Raw genomic sequence first — 22765 nt, 5'->3', positions numbered from 1 at the left:
CAAACCTAAACGCTGGACCGCCTGACCCGGTCGCGTAAGATGCCGCCATGAATGCACGGCAGCCCGATCGGGACGGTCAGTTCCTGCCCAGGCGGCGCGGCGGCGCGGCCGGCGGGCGGCTGTGGTCGGCGCTGGTCGCGGCGCCGTTCCACCGTATGCTCGATCGCATCGACATCGGGCTGGAAGCGGGCGCGATCGAGGCCTGGCTGCCGGACGGTTCCTACCGCATCCTCGGCGGCCGCGCGCCCGGCCCGGTGGCGGAGGTGCGGCTGAACAGTTGGCGGGCGCTGCTGCGGCTGGCCGGTGACGGGTCGTTCGGCTGGTACCGCGCGTGGGACAGTGGAGAATGGGCCAGCCCCGATCCGGTGCCGCTGTTCGCGCTGTTCATGCGCAACGCCCGGTCGCTTGACCGGGTGGCGCGGGCGCGGGGCCTCGGCCGGGCGTTCGGCCGGCTGCGCCACTGGCTGCGCCGCAACAGCCGGAGCGGATCGCGCCGCAACATCGCCTTCCACTACGACCTCGGCAACGCCTTCTACGCCGCCTGGCTCGACGAGACGATGACCTATTCGGCGGCGCTGTTCCAGGAACCGATCCGCCCGGACGAAGAACTGGCTTATGCCCAGTTGAACAAGGTCCGCGCGCTGCTCGACCGTTTGGAGCTGAAACCGGACCAGCATTTGCTGGAGATCGGCTGCGGCTGGGGCACTCTGGCCGAGATCGCAGCCGATGAATATGGCGTCGGCGTCACCGGCATCACCCTGTCGGCGGAGCAGCGGGCGCATGCGCTGGCGCTCAACCGCGCCAACGTCAACGCCGGGCGGGTGCGGATCGAGCTGACCGACTACCGCGACGTCGCCGGCACGTTCGACGCGATCGCCAGCGTCGAAATGGTCGAGGCGGTCGGCCAGGCCTATTGGGGCGCCTATGCCGAGGCGCTGGCCCGCTGCCTGAAGCCGGGCGGGCGCGCCGCGATCCAGTTCATCGCGATCGACGACGCGATCTTCGACCGTTACGCCGCCGGCACCGATTTCATCCAGACCTGCATCTTTCCCGGCGGCATGCTGCTGTCGGAAAGCGCGTTCCGGGCGCTGTGCGAGCAGGCCGGCCTTGCCTGGCGCGACCGGCGCGGTTTCGGCCTGCACTATGCGGAAACGCTGCGCCGCTGGCGCGAGCGGTTCGACGCGGCGATCGACGCGGGGCGGCTGCCGCCCGGGTTCGACGAACGCTTCGTGCGGCTGTGGCGCTATTATCTGATGTATTGCGAAGGCGGCTTTCGCGGCGGCGGCATCGACGTCGCGCAGGTCACGCTGGTCAAGGAGGGGGGATGATGCGGACATTGCTGGGGGCGGCGCTGGCCGCCGGGCTGCTGGTGCTGCCCGCGGCAGCGGTGGCGAAGGACGGCGTCCGGCTGACACCCGACAAGGCGGCGAAGCTGCGCAACGCCGGCGCGGAGGTGCTGTTCTGGAACCAGGCGGAGCGCGACGCCAATTTCCCGACCATGGAACGGCTGTTCCCCGGCGACACGGTGGCGGCGTCGGCCCACCCGCGCCCGTTGCCGGACGGGACACCGCTCGCCCTCGGGCCGGGCGACCCGGCCGGGGCCTATATGGCGGCGAACAACGTCGCCGGACTGCTGGTCCTCCAGCACGGCAAGGTCCGCCTGGAACGCTATGCGCGCGGCTTTTCCCGCACCGGCCGCTGGACCAGCTTCTCGGTCGCCAAGTCGCTGACCTCGACGCTGGTCGGCGCGGCGATCGCCGACGGTTTCATCGCCTCGGTCGACGATCCGGTCAGCCGCTATATTCCGGAACTGACCGGCGCCGGCTATGACGGCGTGACCATCCGCCAGGTGCTGACGATGACGTCGGGGGTGCGCTGGAACGAGGATTATACCGATCCGAAGTCGGATGTGGCGCGGATGCTGACCGAACCGCCGCCCGCCGGGATCGACCAGACCGTCGCCTATATGCGCACCCTGCCGCGCGAGGCGGAACCGGGAACGAAATGGGTCTACAAGACCGGCGAGACCAACCTGATCGGCGTGCTGGTCGCCCGCGCGACCGGCAAGTCGCTCGCCGCCTATGCGGCCGAGAAGATCTGGCAACCCTACGGCATGGAACAGCCGCTGTTCTGGATGGTCGACAGCGGCGGCGGCAATATCGGCGGCTGCTGCCTGTCGGCATCGCTGCGCGACTATGCCCGGATCGGCCAGTTCGTGCTCGACGGCGGCGTCGCCGGTGGGCGGAAAGTGGTGCCGAACGGCTGGTTCGCCGCCGCCACCCACGGCGAGGCCGATACCGGGGCGCCCGGCTATGGCTATGGCTATCAGTGGTGGACCAACCCCGACGCCAGCTTCGACGCGCGCGGCATATTTGGCCAGATGATCCATATCGACCCGGCGCGCGGGCTGGTGGTGGCGATGGTCAGCGCCTGGCCCAGGGCGACCGACCCGGCGTTGAGCGAAGCGCGCCGACTATTCCTCGCCCGGATCAGCGCGGCGCTGGACGCTGGCCGCTGAGCCCGCCGGGGCGGGCCTTGCTGATCGAGATCACGCGTGGATCGTGCACCAGTTCGCGCAGGGCCGAGGTGTCGCCCTGATCGACCACGCCGTAGATCGGCAGGGCGGCGTTGCGCGGATCGGTGACGACGACGGTGTCGTGGGTGTAGCGATTGATCGTCGCCACCACCTGCGCCAGCGGTTCGCCCCGGAACACCAGCACACCGCGGGTCCACGCGGTCGCCTGATCGACATTGGCTTCCTTCGTCTGCGAGATAAAGCCGACGCTTTCGCCGCCGTCGTTCAGCATGCCGAAGCGGACCTGTTCACCCTTGCGTGCGCTCTTGACCACCGTGTCGCCGCGGGCGCCGTCGACCGACGGGCCACGCAGTGCGATGCGGACGACGCCGCTGACCACCGTAACCGCCGCCTGATTGGGCGCGACGCGGACGTCGAATGCGGTGCCGACCGCGCGAATCTCGCCATGCGCGACCTCGACGATGAACGGGCGTTGGCTGTCGTGGGCGACGTTGAACAGCGCCTCGCCCTCGGTCAGGCGGATGCGGCGTTCGGCGGGCGTATAAGCGAGGGCGACGCGACTGGCGCCACCGAGCGTCACCACTGACCCGTCGGTCAGCCGAAGGACACGCCGTTCGGCGCGCTCGGCGGCATATTCGGCGCCGCGCGGCGGGGAAGAGACGGTCTTGTCACGGGCCGACAGCCAGGTGCCGACGCCGATCGAGGCGATCAGGGTTGCCGCCAGCGCCGCGCCGAGCGGCCAGCGGCGGCGGTGGGCAGGCGGCGCCACCGGCACGCCGTCTCCGGGATGGTCGAACCGGCCGAGCCAGGTCCAGAACGCTTCCGCCTCTGCGCGGTCGTCCGGATGGATGGCGTCGGTCCGGCCGGCGAGGATGCCGTCGAAAACCGCGCTCGCGCGCGTGCCCAGCCGGTTGGATGGCGGTTCTTCGCGCATTATCCGTCCGTTCGCAGGGCGGCGAGCCGCTCGTAGAGATGGGCGACGGCGTGGACCAGATGCTTCTGGACCATGCGCGGGGTGATCCGCAGCTGCCGGGCAATATCGGCGGTCGACAGTTCCTCGAAACGACGCATCACGAAGACCCGTCGGCATGACGGCGACAATTCCGCCAGCGCCGCGTCCAGCAGATGCTGAAGATCATCAAGGGTGCGGCCATCCTCCTGTGCGGCGCGGACCGGCGGCGCGAGGGCTTCGTCGAATGGCTCGGTCGGGGCGGGGCGGCGGCCGCGATCGGCGATAAGGTTGGCAGCGATGCGGAACAGATAGGCCTGCGGCCGTTCGACGGGATGAGTCCGCCCGGCCTGGATCAGCCGCACGCAGGCTTCCTGCACCAGATCCTCCGCTTCCGTTGGGTCGTTGACCCGCCGTGCGACGAAGGCGCGCAGGGCCGCACGGCTCGATTCCAGCAGCTCGGCCTCGATGCCGGTTGCGCCGAGAGAGTCGATCCGTTGCTGCGGCCTGCTCGCCATGCCGTCAAATCCCCTGTCGTCAATGATGACGCTCGAGCAGGCGTGAAGCGAACTGTTTTTCGGGAACAGCGAAAATAAATCGCGCCGCCGGGCGGCGCGGCGGTTCGTAAACGGGTCCGTCGAACGTCTTACCTAGACCAGGCCAAGGGGAAAGGGCCGGACAAACGAAGGGGGAATCGTGTGAAATCAGGATATTTTCTGTCGGCCGCCCTGTGCGCCATCGCGTCTCCGGCCCTGTCGGCCGAGGCGCGCTATGCCATCGACCTGCCGGCGCAGACGCTCGACGCGTCGCTGTATCAGGTCGCGCGGACAACCGGCGTCCAGCTGATTTTCACCGATGAACAGATCACCCATCTGCGCGCGCCGCGTGTCGCCGGGCGATATACGCTGGCGCAGGCGCTGAGCGCGGTGCTGGCCAGCAGTGGTTACACCTATCGCGTCACCGGCGAGAACAGCGTCCGCATCATCCGCACCGATGCGCCGCGGGTGACGCCGATCGCCTATCGTCAGGACGGCGAGGCGGCTACGGCGACGGCGGCCCCCGCCGCCGACGCGCCGGCGCGCAGTGCGACGCAGGAAGCGATCGCCGCGACCACCGGTGATGCCGATGCCGCTGCCGACATCGTTGTCGTCGGTTCGCGGATCGCCGGCAGCAAGGTGACGGCGGCGCTGCCGGTCACCATCGTCGACGCGCAGTCGATCTCCGCGACCGGCTCGCTGTCCGGCGACGAACTGTTCCGGTCCATCCCGCAGATGGGCGATGTCAGTTTCAACAGCGCCTATCTGCCGAACAGTTCCAATTCGGCGCGCGGCGACGTCGGGTCGGTCAACCTGCGCAACCTCGGCGTCGGCAACACGCTGGTGCTGTTGAACGGCCGGCGGGTGGTGAACCACCCGACCAGCCGCGCCGATGACAATCTGGTGCCGACGCTGACCTACAACACCAACGCTATCCCGGTATTCGGGCTGGAGCGGTTGGAGGTGCTGCGCGACGGGGCGGCAGCGATCTATGGGTCCGACGCGGTCGCCGGCGTGGTCAACACCGTGCTGCGCACCGATTACAACGGTGTGATGGCCGAGAGCCAGATCGGCTATGCCGAAGACACCAGCATGATCGAGTTCAACGCCAATCTGCTGGCGGGCGCCGATCTGGGCGGGCGCGGCAACGTCACCTTGTTCGCCAGTTACGACCACCGCACATCGCTCGACGCATGGGACCAGAATTATACCGCGTCGGCGGACAAGCGGCCGCTGTTCGACGGCACGCCGTTCGAGGGGCTGAACGGGCTGGATGGGCGCAGCACGATCACGCCCTGGGGGTCGTTCCAGACCTATGGCAACGTCCGGGTGCGGCAGGGCGCGACCAACCTGACCAACGCATCCGGCCAGTTTCACATCCAGCCGGACAGCAACGCCGGCTGCCAGACCGCGCTGGCCGGCGGGTTGTGCATCGACGATGGCACGATCAGCGGCGCCGCCGACCGCAACCTGCGCTTCGACGCGGCCCATGCGTTCAACACCAGCGTGATCCCGGCGGTCAAGCGGCTGAACCTGTTTCTGAACGGCCATTACGACCTGACCGACAATCTCGAATTCTTCGGCGAGGCCGGGTATTATCGCGCCAAGACCCGCAGCGTTCAGGCGTCGACCGGCACGCTGAGTTCCGGGCCGCTCGTCATTCCGGCGAGCAACTATTACAACCCGTTTGGTCCGACGACATTGCCGGACGGATCGGCCAACCCCAACCGCCTGCCGGGCATCGATGCCCCGGCGAGCGGACAGGCGATTACCCTCAGCAGCTATAACTTCGCCGATGTCGGCCCCAATATCGTCAACGTGAAGAACGAACAGTTCCGCCTGCTCGGCGGGCTGAAGTTCGAAGCGCTCGGCTTCAAATGGGAAACCGCGGTGGTCTATTCCGAGGCGACGGTGCGCGACCAGTCAGACGGGCTGAGCCAGACGCTGCTCCAGAAGCAGTTGGCGCTGACTACGCCGGACGCCTACAACCCGTTCAGCGGCGGCACGATTGTCGATCCGTCCGGCGCCGATGTGACGCCGAGCCGCCAGGCGGCGATCGACGCGATCAGGATTACCACCACCCGATTCAACAAGGCGACGCTGGCGATGGCCGACCTGCGCGGCAGCCGCGCCGACCTGTTGACCCTGCCGGGCGGCGATGTCGGCTTCGCCTTCGGCGGCGAGATCCGGCGCGAGACCCAGATCGACAATCGCGATCCGCATGTCGACGGCACTATCCAGTTCGTCGACGCGGTCAGCGGCTTCGTCAATCCCAGCGATCTGATCGGCAGCAGCCCGTCGCCCGACACCCGCGGCCGGCGCACCGTTGCCGCCGCCTATGCCGAACTGGCGATCCCGCTGGTTTCTCCAGACATGGAGATACCGCTCGTCTACCGCGCCGAATTGCAGCTCGCCGGGCGTTACGAGCATTACAGCGACGTCGGGTCGGTGGCGAAGCCGAAGGTCGCCGGGGCGTGGGACATCATCCCCGGCCTGCGCCTGCGCGGGTCCTACGCCCAGGGCTTCAAGGCGCCGAACCTGGAGCAGATCAACGCGACGGTGGTAACCCGGTCGAACACCCGCACCGACTATATCCGCTGCGAGGCGGACCTGCGCGCCGGCCGGATCACCAGCTTCGCCGATTGCAGCCAGGGCTTCGCCACCTCCGCCCAGCGGTCCGGCAACCCGGACCTGAAGCCGGAAACGTCGACGACATGGGGTGCCGGCGTCGTGCTGGAGCCGCGCTTTCTGGAGGACCGGTTGGGCCGGATGACCTTCACCGCCGATTACTGGAATATTCGCCAGAAGGGCATCGTCGGGCTGTTCGGCGAGGGCAATGCGCTGATCAACGATTATCTGGAGCGGGTCGGCGGCGGTGAGGACGCCAATGTCATTCGCGCCGCGCCGACCGCCGACGACATCGCGCTGTTCGCCGGCACCGGCCTTACGCCGGCCGGGCGGGTGCTGTTCGTCCGCGACAAATATGTGAATCTGCTGCCGCAGTCTGTGTCCGGCGTCGATTTCGGCTTCTTCTGGAAGCTGCCCGATTTCGGCATCGGCACGTTCCAGTTGAGCGCCAATGCCGCCTATCTGCGCAAATTCTTCCTGCAGCCGTCGCCGCCGATCCAGGCGCTGATCGATGCGCGCGCCGCCGGTACGATCAACGCCGGGACGATCATTGCCGAGGCCGGCAACCGCATCCGCCAGAGCGGCAAGCCGCGTTGGAAGGGGTCTGGCTCGCTGACATGGAGCTATGACCGGTTCCAGATCGGCGCCTACACCCAGTATACCGGGTCGGTGGAGGATACCGGGCTGCTCGACCCCGTCGGCGTGCCGTGGGTCATCGACGACCAGATGACCTTCAACCTCTATGCGCAGGTCGAGGTTGGTGGCGACACCACCGGCCGTTACCGGTTGCGGATCGGCGTGCGGAACCTGACCGATGCGAAGCCGCCGCTGTCGTCGGACGGCTATCTCGCCAGCCTCTACAACCCCTATGCGCGTTACTGGTACGCCAATTTCCGTGCGTCTTTCTAACAGGAGGGCCGGGATGCGGCGCGGATTTCGCTGTCTGGCCGGGCTGCTGGCGATCACGCTGGCGGTGCCGGCCGGGCTTGTCGCCCAGACCGGGCCGTCCGGCGGCGACATCGTCGGCTATGGCGAAATTCACCATCCGACGATCGGCCGCGACGGCATGGTGGTCAGTCAGAACGCCATCGCCACCCGCGTCGGCGTCGAAATATTGCGCAAGGGCGGCAACGCCGTCGATGCGGCGGTGGCCACCGCCTTCGCGCTGGCGGTGACGCTGCCCCGCGCCGGCAATGTCGGCGGCGGCGGTTATATGCTGATCCATATGGCGCCGACCGCCGACCGCCCGGCCCAGACGATCGCGATCGATTATTACGGGCAGGCGCCGCGCGCGACGACGCCGGACCTGCTGCTTGACGCCACCGGCCGGTTTGACCGGGACAAGGGCTATTCGATGAAGGGCGTCGCCATACCCGGCACCGTCGCCGGGTTGTGGGAGGCGCACCAGCGGTTCGGCAAGCTGCGCTGGGGCACGCTGATCGCCCCGGCGATCGCGCTCGCCCGCAACGGCGTGGTGCTGAGCGATGACGAGGCGAAGGCGACCGCCGAGCAGGCCAAGGCGATGGCCGACGACCCCGGCGCGATGGCCGCCTTCTTCAAACCCGGCGGCGTGGCATACCGGGCGGGCGAACTGTTCCGCCAGCCGGACCTTGCCTGGTCGTTGAAGCAGATCGCGGCGCGCGGCCGCGACGGATTCTACAAGGGGCCGGTGGCCGAACGACTGGTCGCCGGGGTCAAGGCCGGCGGTGGCATCATCGACGCGGCCGACCTTGCCGGTTACCGTGCGATCGTCAGCCAGCCGATCTGGTCCGACTATCGCGGCCAGCGCATCGCCTACATGCCGCCAACCGCGTCCGGCGTTACCGTCGCCGAGGCGATGAACATTCTGGAGCATTTTCCGCTCGCCGAAACCGGCTGGGGGAGCGCGGCGACGCTGCACACCGTGGCGGAGGCGGTGAAGATCGCCTGGTCCGACCGGCGGCTGGTCGGCGGGGCGCCGGACTGGAACACGCCGACCAAAGGGCTGGCCAGCAAGGGCTTTGCCGCCGAACGCGCGAAACTGATCCAGCGGGATAAAACACTCGGCACGGCAACGCTGCCGGACGGCAACCCCTATCCCTACGAGAGCCGCGACACGACGCATTTCTCGGTCGCGGACGCGGCGGGCAACGCCGTGACCAATACCTATACCCTGTCCGCGTCCTATGGCGCGCATGTGGTGGCGCCGGGCACCGGCTTCCTGCTCAACAATTCGTTCGGCAACCTTGCCTGGGGACTGCGCGGGGCCGGGCGCGAGGCGACGCAGCCCGTGCCGGGCAAGCGGGTTGGGTCGACGATCACCCCTATCATCGTATTCCGCGACGACAAGCCGTGGTTGCTGACCGGTACGCCCGGCGGCGGCTACATCATCGCGACGATGGTGCAACTGCTGTCGAACGTCATCGACCACCGGCTAAACATTGCCGAAGCGGCGCAGCGCCCGCGCATCAACCAGAGCGGCCCTGGCGCGCCGATCGAACTGGAACCGGGCTTTTCCCCCGACATCGTGCCACTGCTCGAAGCGCGGGGGCATGACGTGAAGCCATCGGCGACGATGGGCAGCACCCAGTCGATCATGGTGACGAACGGGCTGTTCCTGGGTGCCGCCGATACGCGCCGCCCGGATGCGCTGGCGCTTGGCGTGCGCTAGGAAAAACCGGCGGCGCCCTGCCCTGCGCCGCAGCAATGAAGGAGCCGTGATGACCCGCCTTGCCCTGTCCGCCTGCCTGCTGATCGGCGCCGCCCCGCTGGCCGCCGCGCCGCTTACCCCGGCCGAGAACGCCGCGATCACCGCCGATGTCGACGGGCGGGCCGGTGCGCTGGCCGACACCGCGAAGGCGATCTGGAGCTATGCCGAGGTCGGCTATCAGGAGGTGAAGAGTTCCGCGCTGCTCCAACAGGACCTGCGCAAGGCGGGCTTCACCGTCGACGCCGGAGTGGCGGGGATGCCGACCGCCTTCGTCGCCAGTTTCAAGAATGGCGCCGGGCCGGTCATCGCCATCCTTGCCGAGTTCGATGCGCTGCCCGGCCTAGCCCAGACCGCTGATCCGGTGGCGACCCCGATCGCCGGGCAGGCGGCGGGGCATGGGTGCGGCCACAATGTGTTTGGCGCCGCGTCGATCACTGCGGCGATGGCGGTCAAGGACTGGATGATTCGCAACAAGGTCGCGGGCGAACTGCGCGTCTACGGTACGCCGGCGGAAGAAGGCGGATCGGGCAAGGTCTACATGGTCCGTTCCGGCCTGTTCGACGATGTTGCGGCAACGCTGCACTGGCATCCCGGCGACGGCAACGCGGTCAGCGTCGGCAAGAGCCAGGCGAATATCAGCGGCAAGTTCCGTTTTCGCGGGGTTTCCGCCCACGCCTCCGCCGCGCCGGACAAGGGGCGGTCGGCGCTCGACGGCGTCGAGATCATGGATGTTGCGACCAATTTCCTGCGCGAGCATGTGCCGCAGGGCACGCGCATCCACTATGTCATTACCGAGGGCGGCAAAGCGCCTAACGTCGTCCCCGATTTCGCCGAGGTCTATTATTACGTCCGGCACACCGACCCGGCGATCGTCAAGGCGGTATGGCAGCGGGTGAACGACGCGGCACAGGGTGCTGCGCTTGCGTCTGGCACCAAGGTGGAAGTGGAGATTACCGGCGGCGTCTATTCGATGCTGGGCAACGACACGCTGGCGGCGGTGATGCAGCGCAATCTGGAGGCGGTCGGCGGCCCGGCGTGGACGGCGGCGGAGCGCAGCTGGGCCGAGCGCATCCAGCCGACATTGCCGACGAAGAAGGATCTGGCGTCCGCCACGCAGGTCCAGCCGCTCCAGCGGCACGATTCTGGCGGATCGACCGACGTGTCGGACATCAGCTGGGTGACGCCGACCGTCGGTCTGTCGACAGCGACCTGGGTGCCCGGCACCGCCGCGCATAGCTGGCAGGCGGTGGCGGCCAGCGGCGGGGCGATCGGCGCGAAGGGCGGGGTCGTCGCCGCCAAGGCGCTGGCGCTGAGCGCTGCCGAGCTGTTTCGCAGCCCGGACACGCTTTCTGCTGCCCGTGCCGAGATGGACAAGGCACGCGGCGCGGATTTCAAATACCAGGCGATGGTCGGCGACCGCACCCCGCCGCTGGATTACCGCAAGCCGACGGGGAATTAAGCGGGCCGGCTCAGGCTCGACCCGCCGCGTGGACGCTATTGCGCGGCCGGTTGCGCCTCTGCCGCGCTGACCCGCCAGATGCGATTGCCGACATCATCGGCGACGAGCAGCGCGCCGGTCTTGTCGGTGATGACGCCGACCGGCCGGCCCTGCGCGCGGCCGCTGGCGTCGAGGAAACCGGTCAGCAGGTCGACGGGCTTGGCGCCCTTCACCGGGAAACCGTCTTCACCGAACGGAATATAGACGACCTTGTAGCCGGACGGCGGTTTGCGGTTCCACGAGCCGTGTTCACCGACGAAGGCACCGTTGGCGAAGCGCGGGCCAAGCTTTGCATCGCCGGCGAAGGCAAGGCCGAGGGCGGCGACATGGGCGCCAAGCGCATAGTCCGGACGCTTGGCATATTCCTGCAGGTCCGGCCTTTCCGGCTGGACCCGCCGGTCGAGATAGCCACCCCAGTAGGTATAGGGCCAGCCGTAGAAGGCAGCGAATTCGACGCGGGTCAGATAGTCGGGCGACAGATCGCCGCCCATCATGTCGCGTTCGTTGACCACCGTCCACAGCGCCCCGGTCTTCGGTTCGTAGGCGAGGCCGACCGGGTTGCGCAGGCCGGAGGCGAAGATGTTGTAGCGGCCGCTGGCGATGTCGACCTGCAGGATGTTGGCGCGGTGGGTTTCCAGCTCCATCCCCTTTTCGCCGATATTGCTGGCCGACCCGACCGCGACGAATAGCGACTTGCCGTCCGGCGCCGGGATCAGGTTGCGGGTCCAGTGGTTGCCGCCGCCGGGCAGGCTGGCGATCTTTTGTGGTTTGGCGGTAATCTTCGTCTGGCCGACCTTGAACGGGTAGGCGACGATCGCGTCGGTGTTGGCGACGAACAGCCGGTCGCCGATCACCGCCATGCCGAACGGCGAGTTGAGGCCGGTCAGCAGCACCGAGCGCGCTTCCGGCCGCCCGTCGCCGTCGGCGTCGCGCAGCAGGGTGATGCGGTTGGCGGAGGTGCTGGCCGCGCCGGCGCGGCCGAGCAACAGGTTCATGACGAAGCCGGTCACGCCGCCGCCGGTGCGGGGCGGGGAATTGGTTTCGGCAACCAGAACGTCGCCATTGGGCAGCAGCGTCATCCAGCGCGGGTGATCGAGGTCGCCGGCATATTCGCTGACCGTCAGCCCCGCCGCCGCGACCGGCCGGGCACCCCCTTGCCAGCCGATCGGCTTGGCGATGTTGACCGTCGGGATCATCTCGTTGCGCGGCGGGGATATGGTCGGGCGCTGGCCAACCACCGCGTCGAACGCCAGTTGGGCGTTGTCGCGTCGGCTGAGCAGGGCGACCGCCGCGGCCGCCACCACGATTACGATCAGGATGAAGATCAGCAGTCTGCGGCTCATCGCGTTCGCTCCTTCCGGCCCAGAAGGGCGCGGTGATGATAATGCGGTCGTTCGGTTCGGGGCCGCGTCGGCGGGACTTTAGAGTCCGATCTGCGTGTGGGGAAGCGGCACCCGCGCCGATTCAGCGCAATCGACGCCGCTATTCCGCCACCGTGCCGCCGGTTACTCCTCCGGCAGGCGCTCCGCCCCCGGTGGGTGAAGGCGAAGCCGTGTCACCCGCCGCGCGTCGCCGTCAACCACCTCGATGCGCCAGCCGCTCGGATGGGTGACGATTTCGCCACACTGGGGGATTCGCCCGGCGAGAACGAAGGCCAGTCCGCCCAGCGTGTCGACATCCTCCTCGACCTCGGCCAGCCGGGCGTCGACGGTTGCGCCGACCTCTTCCAGCGTGGCGCGGGCGTCGGCTTCCCACTGGCCGTTTTCGCCGTGGACCAACGCTTCCGGCGCATGTTCGTCATATTCGTCCTCGATCTCGCCGACGATTTCCTCGACCAGATCCTCGATGGTGACGAGGCCGTCGGTGCCGGAATATTCGTCGAGCACGATCGCCAGATGGGTGCGCGTTGCCCGCATTTCCGCCAGCAGGTCGAGCACCCGCATCGATTGCGGCACGTAGCGCGGCTGGCGCATCAGGGCAGAGATCGCCGCCGGACGTGGCGCTCCGGTCGCCAGGATCGAGAACACGTCCTTGACGTGGATCATGCCGATCACCGTGTCCAGGCTGCCACGATAGACGGGCAGGCGGCTGTGGCTTGCCTCTGCGAACAGGGCGACCAGCGCGTCGAAGCTGGCGGTTTCCGACACGGCGACGATGTCGCCGCGCGGCACCGCGACATGGCCGACGGTGCGTTCGCCGAAATGCAGCAGGTTGCGGACCATCTGCCGTTCGATCGGCGACAGGTCACCGGCCGCGTCCGGTTCCGGGTCTCCTTCATGCTCCTCGATCGCTTCTTCGATCTGGTCGCGAAGGGTGGGCTCGCCCTCATTGCCGAAAAGGCGCCCGAAAAGCCCATTGAACAGGCCACCCGTCTGCGACGGCTGGCCGCTGCTACTGGAATCGTCTGGCATCAAGCGAGCCGGTCAGCCCCCCTCATCTGTGTCGTCATAGGGATCGTGTAAGCCGAGTATCGCCATGGTTTCGCGTTCCATCGCCTCCATCGCCTCGGCCTCCCCGGCTCCCTGGTGGTCGTAACCTAGCAAATGATAGGTGCCGTGGACAATCAGATGTGTGGCATGGGCGCCAACATCGATGCCGCGCGCCGCCGCTTCCGCCGCGCAGACCCCGTGCGCCAGCACGATGTCGCCGAGCAGCACCTCGCCGTCGTCGGTGTTGGCAAGAGTAGCGAGCATGTCGGGTTCGACCATCGGGAAGGACAGGACGTTGGTTGGCTTGTCCTTGCCACGATACTGCGCGTTCAGGGTGCGGACTTCATCGTCGTCGGTCAGGCGGACGGCGACCTCGACCGAGAAATCAGCATCGGCGAGCGTGGCGAACGGGCTGTTGCGGATCGCCGCCGTAATGGCGCGGGCGGCGGCGCCGTCCCAGTCGGCGGCGGGCCATTCGGGTTCGGCCTGAACGGCTATGTCAAGCATCGGGTGCCTTTGCTGTGTCCTTTACCGGCGGTTGGGCGGGGCAGTCCCTCGACTGCGCTCGGGATGGACGGGGTTGAGAGTGCGCGCCGATGGCCAGAAGCCGTCGCCTAATTGCACCTGAAGCGCCTGACCGGCTTTCAGGGTTGTGAATGAAGCCGTCCATCCCGAGCGCAGTCGAGGGGCGCATCAAGGCACCGCCCCGCATCATTCATCCGGCCCCTCATAGGCCTGGACGATTCGGCCGACGATCGGGTGGCGCACTACGTCGGCGGCGCCGAAGCGGACGACGGCGATGCCGTCTATCCCCTCCAGCCGTCCGACCGCGTCGGCAAGGCCGGACTTGCCGATGTCCGGCAGGTCGACCTGGCGCGGGTCGCCGCACACCACCATCCGGCTGTTCTGGCCGAAGCGGGTGAGGAACATTTTCATCTGCGCCGGCGTCGTGTTCTGGGCTTCGTCCAGGATGATGAACGCGTCGGACAGGGTGCGCCCGCGCATGAAGGCGATCGGCGCGATCTCGATCTCGCCGCTGGTGATCCGCCGCTCGACCTGCTCGTTGGGCAGCATGTCGTAGAGCGCGTCGTAGAGTGGGCGGAGATAGGGGTCGACCTTCTCCTTCATGTCACCGGGCAGGAAGCCAAGCCGCTCCCCGGCCTCGACCGCCGGGCGCGACAGGATCAGTCGGCTGACGGTGCCCTGAATCAATTGCTGCACCGCCTGCGCCACCGCCAGATAGGTCTTGCCGGTGCCCGCCGGGCCGAGCGCGAAGATTACGTCGTCGCGGCCCAGCGCCTCCATATAGCGGATCTGGGTGGCCGAGCGCGGGACGATCGTTTTCTTGCGGGTGCGGATCATCACGCTTGGCGGCTGCGACGCATCGGCACGGATGATCCCGTCCAGTGTCGGTTCGGTCGACATCTGGATCACCGCGTCGACCGTGCCGGTATCGACGGGTTCGCCCTGGACGATGCGGTTGTAGAGGCCGGTCAGCACGTCGCGCGCCCGCGCCGCCGCTTCCGCTTCTCCCTCGATCTGCAGCTTGTTGCCGCGCGCGGCGATGTAGACGCCGAGCCTGTTCTCGATGGCCACCAGATTCTGGTCGTAATGGCCGAACAGCTGGCCAAGAAGCTGGGGACGGTCGAACACCACCTCCAGCCGGGCACGCTCCCCCGCCTGGGCGGGCACTGGCTTACGGCTCATCCGGACCTTTCACTGGCACGAGTCACGCGGTCAAAATGGGGCGGCGCGACGCGAAAATCCAGCACCATCGCGCAGGCTGAGGCGAACACCCGCCCGTCCGATGCAGCCGGGCCACAGTCACCCCGGCGGACACGCCGGTTCAGGCGCGCGCTTCGCCGCTCAGGCTGTTCGGGCCGGCGGCGACGATATCGACATCGACCAGATCGCCGATCGCGCCGCCGATCAGGTGCACCGATTGCAGCCAGGGCGATTTGCCGATCCACTGGCCGGGCAATTTGCCCTTGCGTTCCAGCAGCACACTGGTCCGCCGGCCGACGGTGGCCTGGTTGAACGCCATTTGCCGGGCGTTGATCGCCGCCTGCAGCCGACGGAGCCGATCGTCCATAACCTCTGGCGCGATCTGGTCGGTCATCGTTGCCGCCGGAGTGCCGGGGCGCGGCGAATATTTGAAGCTGTAGGCCTGCGCGTAGTCGGCGCGATCGACGATATCCAGAGTCGCCGCGAACTCCGCCTCGGTCTCGCCGGGGAAACCGACGATGAAGTCGCCGGACAGGGCGATGTCCGGCCGCGCCGCGCGGACCCGGTCGATCACCCGCAGATAGCTGGCGGTGTCGTGGCTGCGGTTCATCGCCTTCAGCACCCTGTCGCTGCCCGATTGTACCGGCAGATGCAGGAACGGCATCAGTTTGGCGATGTCGCGATGGGCGGCGATCAGCCCGTCGCTCATGTCGTTGGGGTGGCTGGTGGTGTAGCGGATGCGGGCGATGGCCGGGATCAGCGCGATCGCCTCGATCAGGTCGTGCAGCCCGCGCCCGCTGTCGTCCGTCCAGGCGTTGACGTTCTGGCCGAGCAGGGTGATTTCCTTCGCGCCGGCGTCGGCCAGTGCCTTCGCTTCGTCGACGATTGCCGCCCATGGCCGGCTGATTTCCGCGCCGCGTGTATAGGGAACGACGCAATAGGTGCAGAATTTGTCGCACCCTTCCTGCACGGTCAGGAACGCGCCGGGGCCGCTGCGCCGCCGGGCGGGCAGGGCGCCGAATTTCGAATCCGCCGGCATGTCGGTGTCGACCGCGTTTTCGCCGCGCGCCGCCCGCGCGACGAGATCGGGCAGGTGGTGATAGGCCTGCGGGCCGACGACGATGTCGACGTCGCGGGTCCGGCGCACCACTTCGTCCCCTTCCGCCTGGGCGACGCAGCCGGCGAGCGCGACCATCGGCCGGCTGCCGTCATCGCGGCGCAGGCGGCCGATGTCGGAATAGACCTTGTCGACCGCCTTTTCGCGGATGTGGCAGGTGTTGAGCACGACGAGATCGGCGTCGTCGGCGCTCGCCGCCGTGGTCATCCCTTCCGCGGCGAGCAGTTCGGTCATCCGTTCGCCGTCATAGACGTTCATCTGACAACCAAAGGATTTGACGTGGAAGCGGCGGGGCAGTGGGCGGTTCATTGGCGGCGCTATAGGCTTGCCGGCCCGCGCTGGGAAGCCGACAGCGCCGCGCGGATGCGTTCCCGCGCTTCGTGGGCGATCGCCTTGCGGTCGCCGATCGCCGCCGGATCGAACGGTTCGAGCCAGCGGACCGTCACCACGAAGCCGCCGGGCCGGGCAAGCAGCCGCCGGGCATTGTCCAGTCCCGGTTCGTCCCCGACCCAGGCGACGGCGGCGCTGTCTGGCCCGAAATCGAGCAGCACCGGCTGGATGCGCATTGGCCGCGGCGGCGGCGCCATCACCGCGAACAGCGCCGGCTTGAACGGCAGCAGGCCGTTGCCGTCGGTGGTCGTCCCTTCCGGAAAGATCGCGATCGGCTGGCGCGCATCGAGCGCGGCGCGGATCGCCGCCACCTGCGCGCCGACGTTCAGCCGGTCGGCGCGGGCGACGAACACGGTGTTGTTCAGCCTGGCCAACCAGCCGACGATCGGCGCCCGTGCCACCCCGTCATGGGCGACGAACGCCGCGCCGCTCGCCCCGCCGAGAATGCAGATGTCGATCCAGCTCAGGTGGTTGGCGACATAGAATACGTCCGTTTCGACCCGCGCGCCGTTCGCCTCCACCCGCGCGCCGCAGATGCGGGCGACGGCGCCGAGGAACCGGCGCGGCCAGGGCGACGGCCGCCGCACCAGCCGCCAGACGAGGTGCAGAAGCAGGCAGGGGAAGAGAAGGAGGAGCAGCGTGACGAGGCGCGCCAGCGCCCGCACGCCGCCCAGCGGGTCAGCCCTTGCGATCGAGGCTGACGCCATACAGCTCCATGCGATGGTCGACGAGGCGATAGCCGAGCCGTTCGGCGATCAGCCGTTGCAACTGCTCCACCTCCGGGTCGACGAATTCGATGACCTTGCCGGTCTCGACGTCGATCAGATGGTCGTGATGCGCCTCCGGCGCCGCTTCGTAGCGGGCGCGGCCGTCGCCGAAATCATGGCGTTCTAGAATGCCCGCTTCCTCGAACAGCCGGACCGTGCGGTAGACGGTGGCGATCGAAATGCCCGAATCGATGGCGGCCGCGCGGGCGTGCAACTTCTCTACATCGGGATGGTCCTGGGACTCCGACAGCACGCGGGCGATGACGCGCCGCTGCTCGGTAATGCGGAGGCCCTTTTCGGCGCAAAGCGCTTCTACGTCGATGGTCCGGCTCATGGCGTCTGTTTAGCCGCTTTCCCGCAATTGGCAAAGCCGCCGGATCGCGCCCGGCGGCTTCGCGGATCATGCTAACGCTTGCGGCGCTGTGTGCCGAGGCCGATCTTTTTGGCCAGCGAACGACGCTGTTCCGCGTAATTCGGCGCAACCATCGGGTAATCGGACGGCAGGCCCCATTTTGCACGATACTGATCAGGGGTCATCTGATAGTGGGTCATCAGATGCCGTTTCAGCATCTTCAGCTTCTTGCCGTCTTCCAGGCAGATGATGAAGTCCGGCTTAACCGACGCGCGCACCGACACCTTCGGTTCCTGCTTCACTTCGGGTTCTTCGGCCGCCTGCCCCAGACCAGCGAGTGCGCCATGCACATTCTGGATGAGTGCAGGAATGTCAGACACCGCGACGCTATTGTTGCTGACATGCGCGGCGACGATGTCGGCGGTCAATGTGATCAGCGTTTCGCTCAGTTCGGATGCTTCGGACATGTCTGCGACTTTCTTTTGAAGGGGCAGCCATTTCGACTGCGTTCGGCCTCATGTCCTTGCGTCCAGACAAATACAAGTGCTGTCAGGTTAAATTTCAGGCGTTTTTCTATGAATCACTATTAAATGACTGATAGGTCACGCTTATAGGTCAGTGCATCGCGCGCGGTGCCGTCGCGGCCCCGGTAATAGTTCGGGCGGCGCCCGATCCGATGGAAGCCGTTGCGTTCGTAAAGCGCGATCGCCGGATTGCCTTCGCGTACTTCCAGATGAAAGGCGGTGACGCCGAGCGCGCGGGCATCCGCCGTTACCCGGTCGAGCAGGGCGGTGCCGATGCCGCGCTGGCGGTGCTGTGGCCGGACCCCGATCAGCAGCAATTCGCCTTCGCCGGCGATCGCCCGGCTCAGCGCGAAGCCGGCCGGGACGCCGGCGACCCGCGCAACAAGCAGCCAGCTTCCGATCATGCCGAGAATGCCGACGCATTGCGGGTCGGTCCATGCCTCACCAAAAGTCGGGTCGAAGCTGTCGGCCATCACCAGCATCACCGCGTCGAGATCGGCCATGCCGCCGACGGTGATCGTGACCGGGGCCGCCATCGCTGGTCAGTGCCCCGGTGCGGCGCCGGGCAGCCGCGCGTCCGGTCCGCGCCCGTAGATCGGGCTGGGCGCCAGTGCGGTGAAGCCGGCGGGGAGCAGGGACACTGCGCGGGCGTCCGGCGCCGCATCGCCCAGCGGCTGGTCACCTCGCAGCGCCGCGAGCCGCGCCGCGGCGGAGCCGACCAGCGGCAGCGCCCCGACCGCGACAAGCGCGGCGTCGGGCGGCAGTGAGGCGAGCGGGGCGGTTTCGTGCATCGGATCGGCGGCGAACGGGTGGACGAAATATTCTCCATGCCCCCCGATCAGCGCGACGGCAAGCGCGAGGGGCGCGTCCGGCGCGGCGAAGGCGGTAGCGGCGGCGAGCGCGGTCGACGAAAATCCGCCGACGGTCGCGCCCCAGCCGAGTGCCAGCGCCCGTGCCGCCGCCAGGCCGACGCGCACGCCGGTGAAGCTGCCCGGCCCGCAATCGACAAGGATATGGTCGGCCCGGCCGCCGCCCGGCAGCGCCGCGATCATCGGCACCAGCCGCTCGGCATGGCCGCGCCCGACGACATCATGGCCGTGGGCGACCAGCCGGCCGCCGTCATACAGGGCGACCGAACAGGCCGTCGTCGCGGTCTCGATCGCCAGCGTGCGCAACGGATCAGGCGATCCGGTTGAACCGTTCGAACGGCGGGCGCGGCAGCCGTTCGAAAATCGTCGACGGGTCGCCGTAGCCGAGCGTCGCGATGAAGTTGGATTTGACCGACGGCGTGTCGGCGAAGAACGCCGCGTCGACGGCGGCATTGTCGAAACCCGACATCGGCCCGGTGTCGAGGCCGAGCGCGCGCGCGGCGATAATCAGATAGGCGCCCTGCAGCGAACTGTTGCGCATTGCATGTTCACGGCGCAACTCGTCCTTGCCGTCGAACCAGCTCTTTGCGTCGGTGTGGGGGAATAGTTCCGGCAGATATTCGTGGAAATTCTGGTCCATGCCGATGATGACCGTGACCGGCGCCTTACGAATCTTGGCGTCGTTGCTGCCGGATGCCAGCGCCGCCAGCCTGTCCTTCGCGTCCTGGCTGACGCACCACACCAGCCGCGCCGGCAACTGGTTGGCCGATGTCGGCCCCATCTTCATCAGATCCCAGATCGCGCGAAGCTGGTCCTCGCCGACCGGCTCGTCGGTGTAGCCGTTATAGGTCCGCGCGGTGCGGAATATCTGGTCGAGTGCCTCGGGCGGCAGCGGTGCGGCCATGGTCTGTCCTTCTCGAGTCTGGGGGCCGGCCGCTCAGATCGCGCGGACTTCGGTCACTTCCGGCACATAATGCTTGAGCAGCGTCTCGATCCCGCGCTTCAGCGTCGCGGTCGATGACGGGCAGCCGGCGCAGGCGCCCTGCATGTGCAGGCTGACGACGCCGTCGCTGAACCCGCGGTAGAGGATGTCGCCGCCGTCATTGGCCACCGCCGGGCGGACCCGCGTTTCGATCAGTTCGCGGATCTGGGCGACGATGTCGGCGTCCTCCGGCGCGTCGCCATAGTCGGTGTCGTCGTCCTCGATCGCGATCGCGGCGGCGGAGCCGGTGCGGAACAGCGGCATGTCGCCGGCGAAATGGTCGAGCAGCACGCCCAGTATCTGCGGCTTGGCCTCGCGCCATTCGGCGCCCGACCCGATCGTCACCGATATGAAGTCGCGCCCGAAGAACACGCCCTCGACATCGCCCAGCGAGAATAGCGCCTCCGCCAGCGGCGATGCTTCCGCGTCCTCCGGCGTCGCGAAATCCCGGGTGCCGACCTCCATGACCGTGCGGCCGGGGAGGAATTTGACGGTTGCCGGGTTGGGGGTTGTTTCGGTCTCGATCAGCATGGCCGTCATGTGGGCCTGCCGGCGCGCGCGATCAACCCTCAAAGCCGGTCGGCAAAAGCCAAATTTCCGCGCCCGTTCAGCGCGGCGTCGCGGCCAGCCGGCTCATCAGTACCGCGGCGCGCGTCGCCTGCCGCTCGAAACTATCGAGGTCGACGGTCTCGCCCGGCGCATGGTCGCCCTCACTCGACGGGCCGAGGCCGACCAGCCCGGCGACGTCGGCGGCGACGAAGGCGATGTCGCCGGCGCCGCGCTTCAGCGGGTCGAGCGGCGCCTGCTCGGGCAGGCCAAGGTCGCGGTTGACGCCGTTCAGCATGGCGAGCAGCGCGCGGTTGCCGTCGGTCGGCGCCATTGCCGGGTAGCCTTCCTCGAACCGGATCGCCGCTTTCGCGCCGGCCAGCGGCTGGTCGACGATCGCCTGCATCCGGGCGCGGACGCGCGCGGTCTGCTCGTTGCTCAGCGTCCGCATGTCGCCGCGCGCGATCGCCTGTTCGGCGATGATGTTGCTCTTGCCGGCGGCGGTGCCGCGAATGCCTTGCGCGTCGAGCGCCGCCTGCGCGCCGCCCAGCACCAGCCCGACGTTGAAGGTCAGGTTCTGTTCCGGCAGCTCGCGCCGGAACGTGTCGATGATCCGCGCCAGCTCGTAGACGGCCCCGTTCCCGGCGGACGCGCCGAAGATGCCGCTGGAATGGCCGCCGCGGGCGGTGACGGTCAGCGTCCAGCTGGTCGAGCTGCGCCGGGCGATGCTGCCCATGTCCTTGCCGTCGACCACCGAAAGCCCTTCGAAGTCGAGGGCGGCGTCGGCGCGCTTGCCGGCGGCGATCAGGTCGCGGCGCGCCAGCGGTATCGGCGTGCCGACGTCTTCCTCGTCGCCGGTCAGCACCACTTCGATGTCGGCGTTCTTCAGCGTGCCGGCCGCCTGCATCGCGCGCAGCGCGGCGAGCATGACCACGACGCCGCCCTTGTTGTCCGACGCGCCGGGGCCTTCGCCCTTGTCGCCCCTGCGAATGAAGGCCTGGAACGGCGAATCCTTCTCGAACACCGTGTCGAGATGGCCGATCAGCAGCAGGCGCTTGCCGCGACCATTGCCCTTGTGGACGGCGACGAGGTGACCGGCGCGCTGCGCGTCCGCCATCGGTATCCAGCGCGTTTCGAAGCCGAGCGCGTCCAGTTCCGGCCGGACCAGCGCGCCGACCTCCGTCACGCCGGCCAGATTGAGCGTGCCCGAATTGACGTTAACGAGCTTTTCCAGCAGCGCGACATTGCGTTGCTGTTCGGCGGCGACGGTTGCGGCCATCTGCTTTTCGGCGGCGCTCGGCGCGGCGTGGAGCGGGCCGGCGATCAGCGCGGCGGCGGCGGCAAAAGGCAGCAATTTCATTGGTCGTCCTCTCTGCCCGCGTTTCTTTGCAGAAGCAGGGGAGAAAGAGAAGCGCCGCTATTAGCCGCGGGTCTGGTCGCGCGGACGCTTGCCGGCATTCCAGGCGGTGAGGTTGGCGACGCCGTCACGCACGAACGGGCTGCGGCGAATGCCCCAGAGCAGGGCGTCGGCGACGACGGTGCCGGGAAAGCGCAGCTGGCGCCGGGTCTGGACGAGCAGCACGACGCGGGTTTCCGGCGTTTCGTTCCACACTTCATGTTCGAAAGTGTCGTCGAAGGTCAGCGTCTCGCCATGGCCCCAGCGCAGAGTCTCGCCGCCGATCCGCATCCGGCAACCGGGGCCGGCGGGGACGATCAGGCCCAGATGCGTTGTCACCAGCCCCTTGGTCACGCCGCGATGGGGGGGGATGTGCGCGCCCGGCCGCAATACGGAGAAGAAGGCGGAGTTCAGATCGGGTATGGCGCCGATCAGCCGCGCCGTTTTTGGGCAGCGGGCGAGGTTTTCGGCAATCGGGTTGCCATAGGCGTAAAGAAAGAAGCTCTGCCACTGGTCCATCGCCGCGATCCGCCGGTGATCGGGCGAGATGGCGGCGAGCGGCGGAATGGCCGCCGGGTTGGACAGCACTGCTTCCGCTTCACCCCGGATCACTAGCCAGCGTTCGCGCAGCAAGGGGGTGAACGGAAAATCGGCAGGGTCCAGCACCGGCGTGTCGGGGATTTCCGAGTAGCGCGCGATCAGCCGGTCCAGCGACGGGCGGGCCTTCTTGACGGCCCGGTACAGCCACGGACGGCGCGGATTGGTATTCATAGCCATATCGGTCACAGCACTGCCGCAACGAACCCGTGACGAAGCGGTTGGTTGCCCGGCC

General features: G+C 68.0%; 21 protein-coding genes. 5 read left to right on the top strand and 16 right to left on the bottom strand.

Annotated elements, in window-relative coordinates; all coding sequences use genetic code 11:
• Nucleotides 1-47 precede the first annotated feature (47 nt).
• Together ACMT1E_RS12055 and ACMT1E_RS12050 are read left to right on the top strand one after the other, a co-directional pair.
• Complete coding sequence (locus ACMT1E_RS12055) at nucleotides 48-1328, top strand: class I SAM-dependent methyltransferase (RefSeq protein ID WP_414900524.1); 1281 nt, start codon at nucleotides 48-50, stop codon at nucleotides 1326-1328.
• Nucleotides 1328-2518, top strand: coding sequence for a serine hydrolase domain-containing protein (locus ACMT1E_RS12050; RefSeq protein ID WP_414900522.1), 1191 nt, complete (start codon nucleotides 1328-1330; stop codon nucleotides 2516-2518). Before ACMT1E_RS12055 ends, ACMT1E_RS12050 begins: the two co-directional genes overlap by 1 nt.
• On the opposite strand, the gene ACMT1E_RS12045 is transcribed toward ACMT1E_RS12050, so the two are convergent.
• A complete protein-coding gene (locus tag ACMT1E_RS12045; protein WP_414900521.1) occupies nucleotides 2490-3470 on the bottom strand; it encodes a FecR family protein in 981 nt (326 codons plus the stop codon). The genes ACMT1E_RS12050 and ACMT1E_RS12045 overlap by 29 nt on opposite strands.
• Nucleotides 3470-4003: an RNA polymerase sigma factor gene (locus ACMT1E_RS12040; RefSeq protein ID WP_414900520.1), complete on the bottom strand. Its 534-nt coding sequence runs from the start codon at nucleotides 4001-4003 to the stop codon at nucleotides 3470-3472. Before ACMT1E_RS12040 ends, ACMT1E_RS12045 begins: the two co-directional genes overlap by 1 nt.
• A 180-nt stretch (nucleotides 4004-4183) precedes the next feature.
• Here ACMT1E_RS12040 and ACMT1E_RS12035 point away from each other — a divergent pair, with 180 nt between their 5' ends.
• Genes ACMT1E_RS12035 through ACMT1E_RS12025 form a run of 3 tightly spaced genes read left to right on the top strand, consistent with a single transcriptional unit; the run spans nucleotide 4184 to nucleotide 10797 of the window.
• A complete protein-coding gene (locus ACMT1E_RS12035) occupies nucleotides 4184-7558 on the top strand; it encodes a TonB-dependent receptor (protein WP_414900519.1) in 3375 nt (1124 codons plus the stop codon).
• 13 nt (nucleotides 7559-7571) lie between these two features.
• Entirely contained in the window at nucleotides 7572-9299 is a 1728-nt protein-coding gene (gene ggt / locus ACMT1E_RS12030; RefSeq protein ID WP_414900517.1) for a gamma-glutamyltransferase, read from the top strand.
• Between the two features lie 49 nt (nucleotides 9300-9348).
• Nucleotides 9349-10797 carry an amidohydrolase gene (locus ACMT1E_RS12025; RefSeq protein ID WP_414900516.1) on the top strand — a complete coding sequence of 483 codons (1449 nt, stop codon included), beginning with the start codon at nucleotides 9349-9351 and terminating at the stop codon, nucleotides 10795-10797.
• A gap of 35 nt (nucleotides 10798-10832) precedes the next feature.
• On the opposite strand, the gene ACMT1E_RS12020 is transcribed toward ACMT1E_RS12025, so the two are convergent.
• The 14 genes from ACMT1E_RS12020 to ACMT1E_RS11955 all read right to left on the bottom strand — a co-directional run bounded on the left by ACMT1E_RS12020 (nucleotide 10833) and on the right by ACMT1E_RS11955 (nucleotide 22704).
• Entirely contained in the window at nucleotides 10833-12179 is a 1347-nt protein-coding gene (locus ACMT1E_RS12020; RefSeq protein ID WP_414900515.1) for a PQQ-dependent sugar dehydrogenase, read from the bottom strand.
• Between the two features lie 162 nt (nucleotides 12180-12341).
• Nucleotides 12342-13247 (bottom strand): hemolysin family protein, encoded by a 906-nt coding sequence (locus ACMT1E_RS12015; protein ID WP_414900514.1) that lies wholly within the window; start codon nucleotides 13245-13247, stop codon nucleotides 12342-12344.
• A 12-nt stretch (nucleotides 13248-13259) separates the two neighbouring features.
• Complete coding sequence (ybeY, locus tag ACMT1E_RS12010) at nucleotides 13260-13772, bottom strand: rRNA maturation RNase YbeY (RefSeq protein ID WP_414900513.1); 513 nt, start codon at nucleotides 13770-13772, stop codon at nucleotides 13260-13262.
• 204 nt (nucleotides 13773-13976) lie between these two features.
• Nucleotides 13977-14972, bottom strand: coding sequence for a PhoH family protein (locus ACMT1E_RS12005; RefSeq protein ID WP_414900511.1), 996 nt, complete (start codon nucleotides 14970-14972; stop codon nucleotides 13977-13979).
• A gap of 139 nt (nucleotides 14973-15111) precedes the next feature.
• On the bottom strand, nucleotides 15112-16416 hold the full coding sequence (miaB, locus tag ACMT1E_RS12000; protein WP_414900510.1) for a tRNA (N6-isopentenyl adenosine(37)-C2)-methylthiotransferase MiaB: 1305 nt from the start codon (nucleotides 16414-16416) through the stop codon (nucleotides 15112-15114).
• A gap of 8 nt (nucleotides 16417-16424) precedes the next feature.
• Entirely contained in the window at nucleotides 16425-17204 is a 780-nt protein-coding gene (locus tag ACMT1E_RS11995; RefSeq protein WP_414900509.1) for a lysophospholipid acyltransferase family protein, read from the bottom strand.
• Entirely contained in the window at nucleotides 17176-17598 is a 423-nt protein-coding gene (locus tag ACMT1E_RS11990) for a Fur family transcriptional regulator (RefSeq protein ID WP_414900508.1), read from the bottom strand. The genes ACMT1E_RS11995 and ACMT1E_RS11990 overlap by 29 nt, the downstream gene beginning before the upstream one ends.
• Nucleotides 17599-17669: 71 nt before the next feature.
• Nucleotides 17670-18083 (bottom strand): MucR family transcriptional regulator, encoded by a 414-nt coding sequence (locus ACMT1E_RS11985; protein WP_414900507.1) that lies wholly within the window; start codon nucleotides 18081-18083, stop codon nucleotides 17670-17672.
• Between the two features lie 119 nt (nucleotides 18084-18202).
• A complete protein-coding gene (locus ACMT1E_RS11980; protein ID WP_414900506.1) occupies nucleotides 18203-18676 on the bottom strand; it encodes a GNAT family N-acetyltransferase in 474 nt (157 codons plus the stop codon).
• A gap of 6 nt (nucleotides 18677-18682) precedes the next feature.
• A complete protein-coding gene (tsaB, locus tag ACMT1E_RS11975) occupies nucleotides 18683-19315 on the bottom strand; it encodes a tRNA (adenosine(37)-N6)-threonylcarbamoyltransferase complex dimerization subunit type 1 TsaB (protein ID WP_414900505.1) in 633 nt (210 codons plus the stop codon).
• Nucleotides 19316-19319: 4 nt separating this feature from the next.
• Nucleotides 19320-19913 carry a malonic semialdehyde reductase gene (locus ACMT1E_RS11970; RefSeq protein WP_414900504.1) on the bottom strand — a complete coding sequence of 198 codons (594 nt, stop codon included), beginning with the start codon at nucleotides 19911-19913 and terminating at the stop codon, nucleotides 19320-19322.
• A gap of 33 nt (nucleotides 19914-19946) precedes the next feature.
• Entirely contained in the window at nucleotides 19947-20522 is a 576-nt protein-coding gene (locus tag ACMT1E_RS11965; RefSeq protein WP_414903415.1) for a NifU family protein, read from the bottom strand.
• 76 nt (nucleotides 20523-20598) lie between these two features.
• Nucleotides 20599-21897 carry a M20/M25/M40 family metallo-hydrolase gene (locus ACMT1E_RS11960; protein WP_414900503.1) on the bottom strand — a complete coding sequence of 433 codons (1299 nt, stop codon included), beginning with the start codon at nucleotides 21895-21897 and terminating at the stop codon, nucleotides 20599-20601.
• Nucleotides 21898-21957: 60 nt separating this feature from the next.
• Complete coding sequence (locus ACMT1E_RS11955; protein WP_414900502.1) at nucleotides 21958-22704, bottom strand: aspartyl/asparaginyl beta-hydroxylase domain-containing protein; 747 nt, start codon at nucleotides 22702-22704, stop codon at nucleotides 21958-21960.
• Nucleotides 22705-22765: the final 61 nt, after the last annotated feature.

Source organism: Sphingomonas flavalba, assembly GCF_047553045.1.
Taxonomy (GTDB): Bacteria; Pseudomonadota; Alphaproteobacteria; order Sphingomonadales; family Sphingomonadaceae; genus Sphingomonas_L; species Sphingomonas_L flavalba_A.
This window is presented reverse-complemented; position numbering and strand designations above follow the sequence as displayed.

Bases quoted from the DNA above. Each gene is read 5' to 3' on its own strand.
- ACMT1E_RS11970 (WP_414900504.1), bottom strand. From the start codon at position 19,913: ATGGCCGCACCGCTGCCGCCCGAGGCACTCGACCAGATATTCCGCACC.
- ACMT1E_RS12005 (WP_414900511.1), bottom strand. From the start codon at position 14,972: ATGAGCCGTAAGCCAGTGCCCGCCCAGGCGGGGGAGCGTGCCCGGCTG.
- ACMT1E_RS12015 (WP_414900514.1), bottom strand. From the start codon at position 13,247: ATGCCAGACGATTCCAGTAGCAGCGGCCAGCCGTCGCAGACGGGTGGC.
- ACMT1E_RS12020 (WP_414900515.1), bottom strand. From the start codon at position 12,179: ATGAGCCGCAGACTGCTGATCTTCATCCTGATCGTAATCGTGGTGGCG.
- ACMT1E_RS11980 (WP_414900506.1), bottom strand. From the start codon at position 18,676: ATGGCGGCCCCGGTCACGATCACCGTCGGCGGCATGGCCGATCTCGAC.
- ggt (WP_414900517.1), top strand. From the start codon at position 7,572: ATGCGGCGCGGATTTCGCTGTCTGGCCGGGCTGCTGGCGATCACGCTG.
- ACMT1E_RS12040 (WP_414900520.1), bottom strand. From the start codon at position 4,003: ATGGCGAGCAGGCCGCAGCAACGGATCGACTCTCTCGGCGCAACCGGC.
- ybeY (WP_414900513.1), bottom strand. From the start codon at position 13,772: ATGCTTGACATAGCCGTTCAGGCCGAACCCGAATGGCCCGCCGCCGAC.
- ACMT1E_RS12025 (WP_414900516.1), top strand. From the start codon at position 9,349: ATGACCCGCCTTGCCCTGTCCGCCTGCCTGCTGATCGGCGCCGCCCCG.
- ACMT1E_RS11990 (WP_414900508.1), bottom strand. From the start codon at position 17,598: ATGAGCCGGACCATCGACGTAGAAGCGCTTTGCGCCGAAAAGGGCCTC.
- ACMT1E_RS11995 (WP_414900509.1), bottom strand. From the start codon at position 17,204: ATGGCGTCAGCCTCGATCGCAAGGGCTGACCCGCTGGGCGGCGTGCGG.
- ACMT1E_RS11960 (WP_414900503.1), bottom strand. From the start codon at position 21,897: ATGAAATTGCTGCCTTTTGCCGCCGCCGCCGCGCTGATCGCCGGCCCG.
- ACMT1E_RS12045 (WP_414900521.1), bottom strand. From the start codon at position 3,470: ATGCGCGAAGAACCGCCATCCAACCGGCTGGGCACGCGCGCGAGCGCG.
- ACMT1E_RS11965 (WP_414903415.1), bottom strand. From the start codon at position 20,522: ATGCTGATCGAGACCGAAACAACCCCCAACCCGGCAACCGTCAAATTC.
- ACMT1E_RS11985 (WP_414900507.1), bottom strand. From the start codon at position 18,083: ATGTCCGAAGCATCCGAACTGAGCGAAACGCTGATCACATTGACCGCC.
- miaB (WP_414900510.1), bottom strand. From the start codon at position 16,416: ATGAACCGCCCACTGCCCCGCCGCTTCCACGTCAAATCCTTTGGTTGT.
- ACMT1E_RS12055 (WP_414900524.1), top strand. From the start codon at position 48: ATGAATGCACGGCAGCCCGATCGGGACGGTCAGTTCCTGCCCAGGCGG.
- ACMT1E_RS11955 (WP_414900502.1), bottom strand. From the start codon at position 22,704: ATGAATACCAATCCGCGCCGTCCGTGGCTGTACCGGGCCGTCAAGAAG.
- ACMT1E_RS12050 (WP_414900522.1), top strand. From the start codon at position 1,328: ATGCGGACATTGCTGGGGGCGGCGCTGGCCGCCGGGCTGCTGGTGCTG.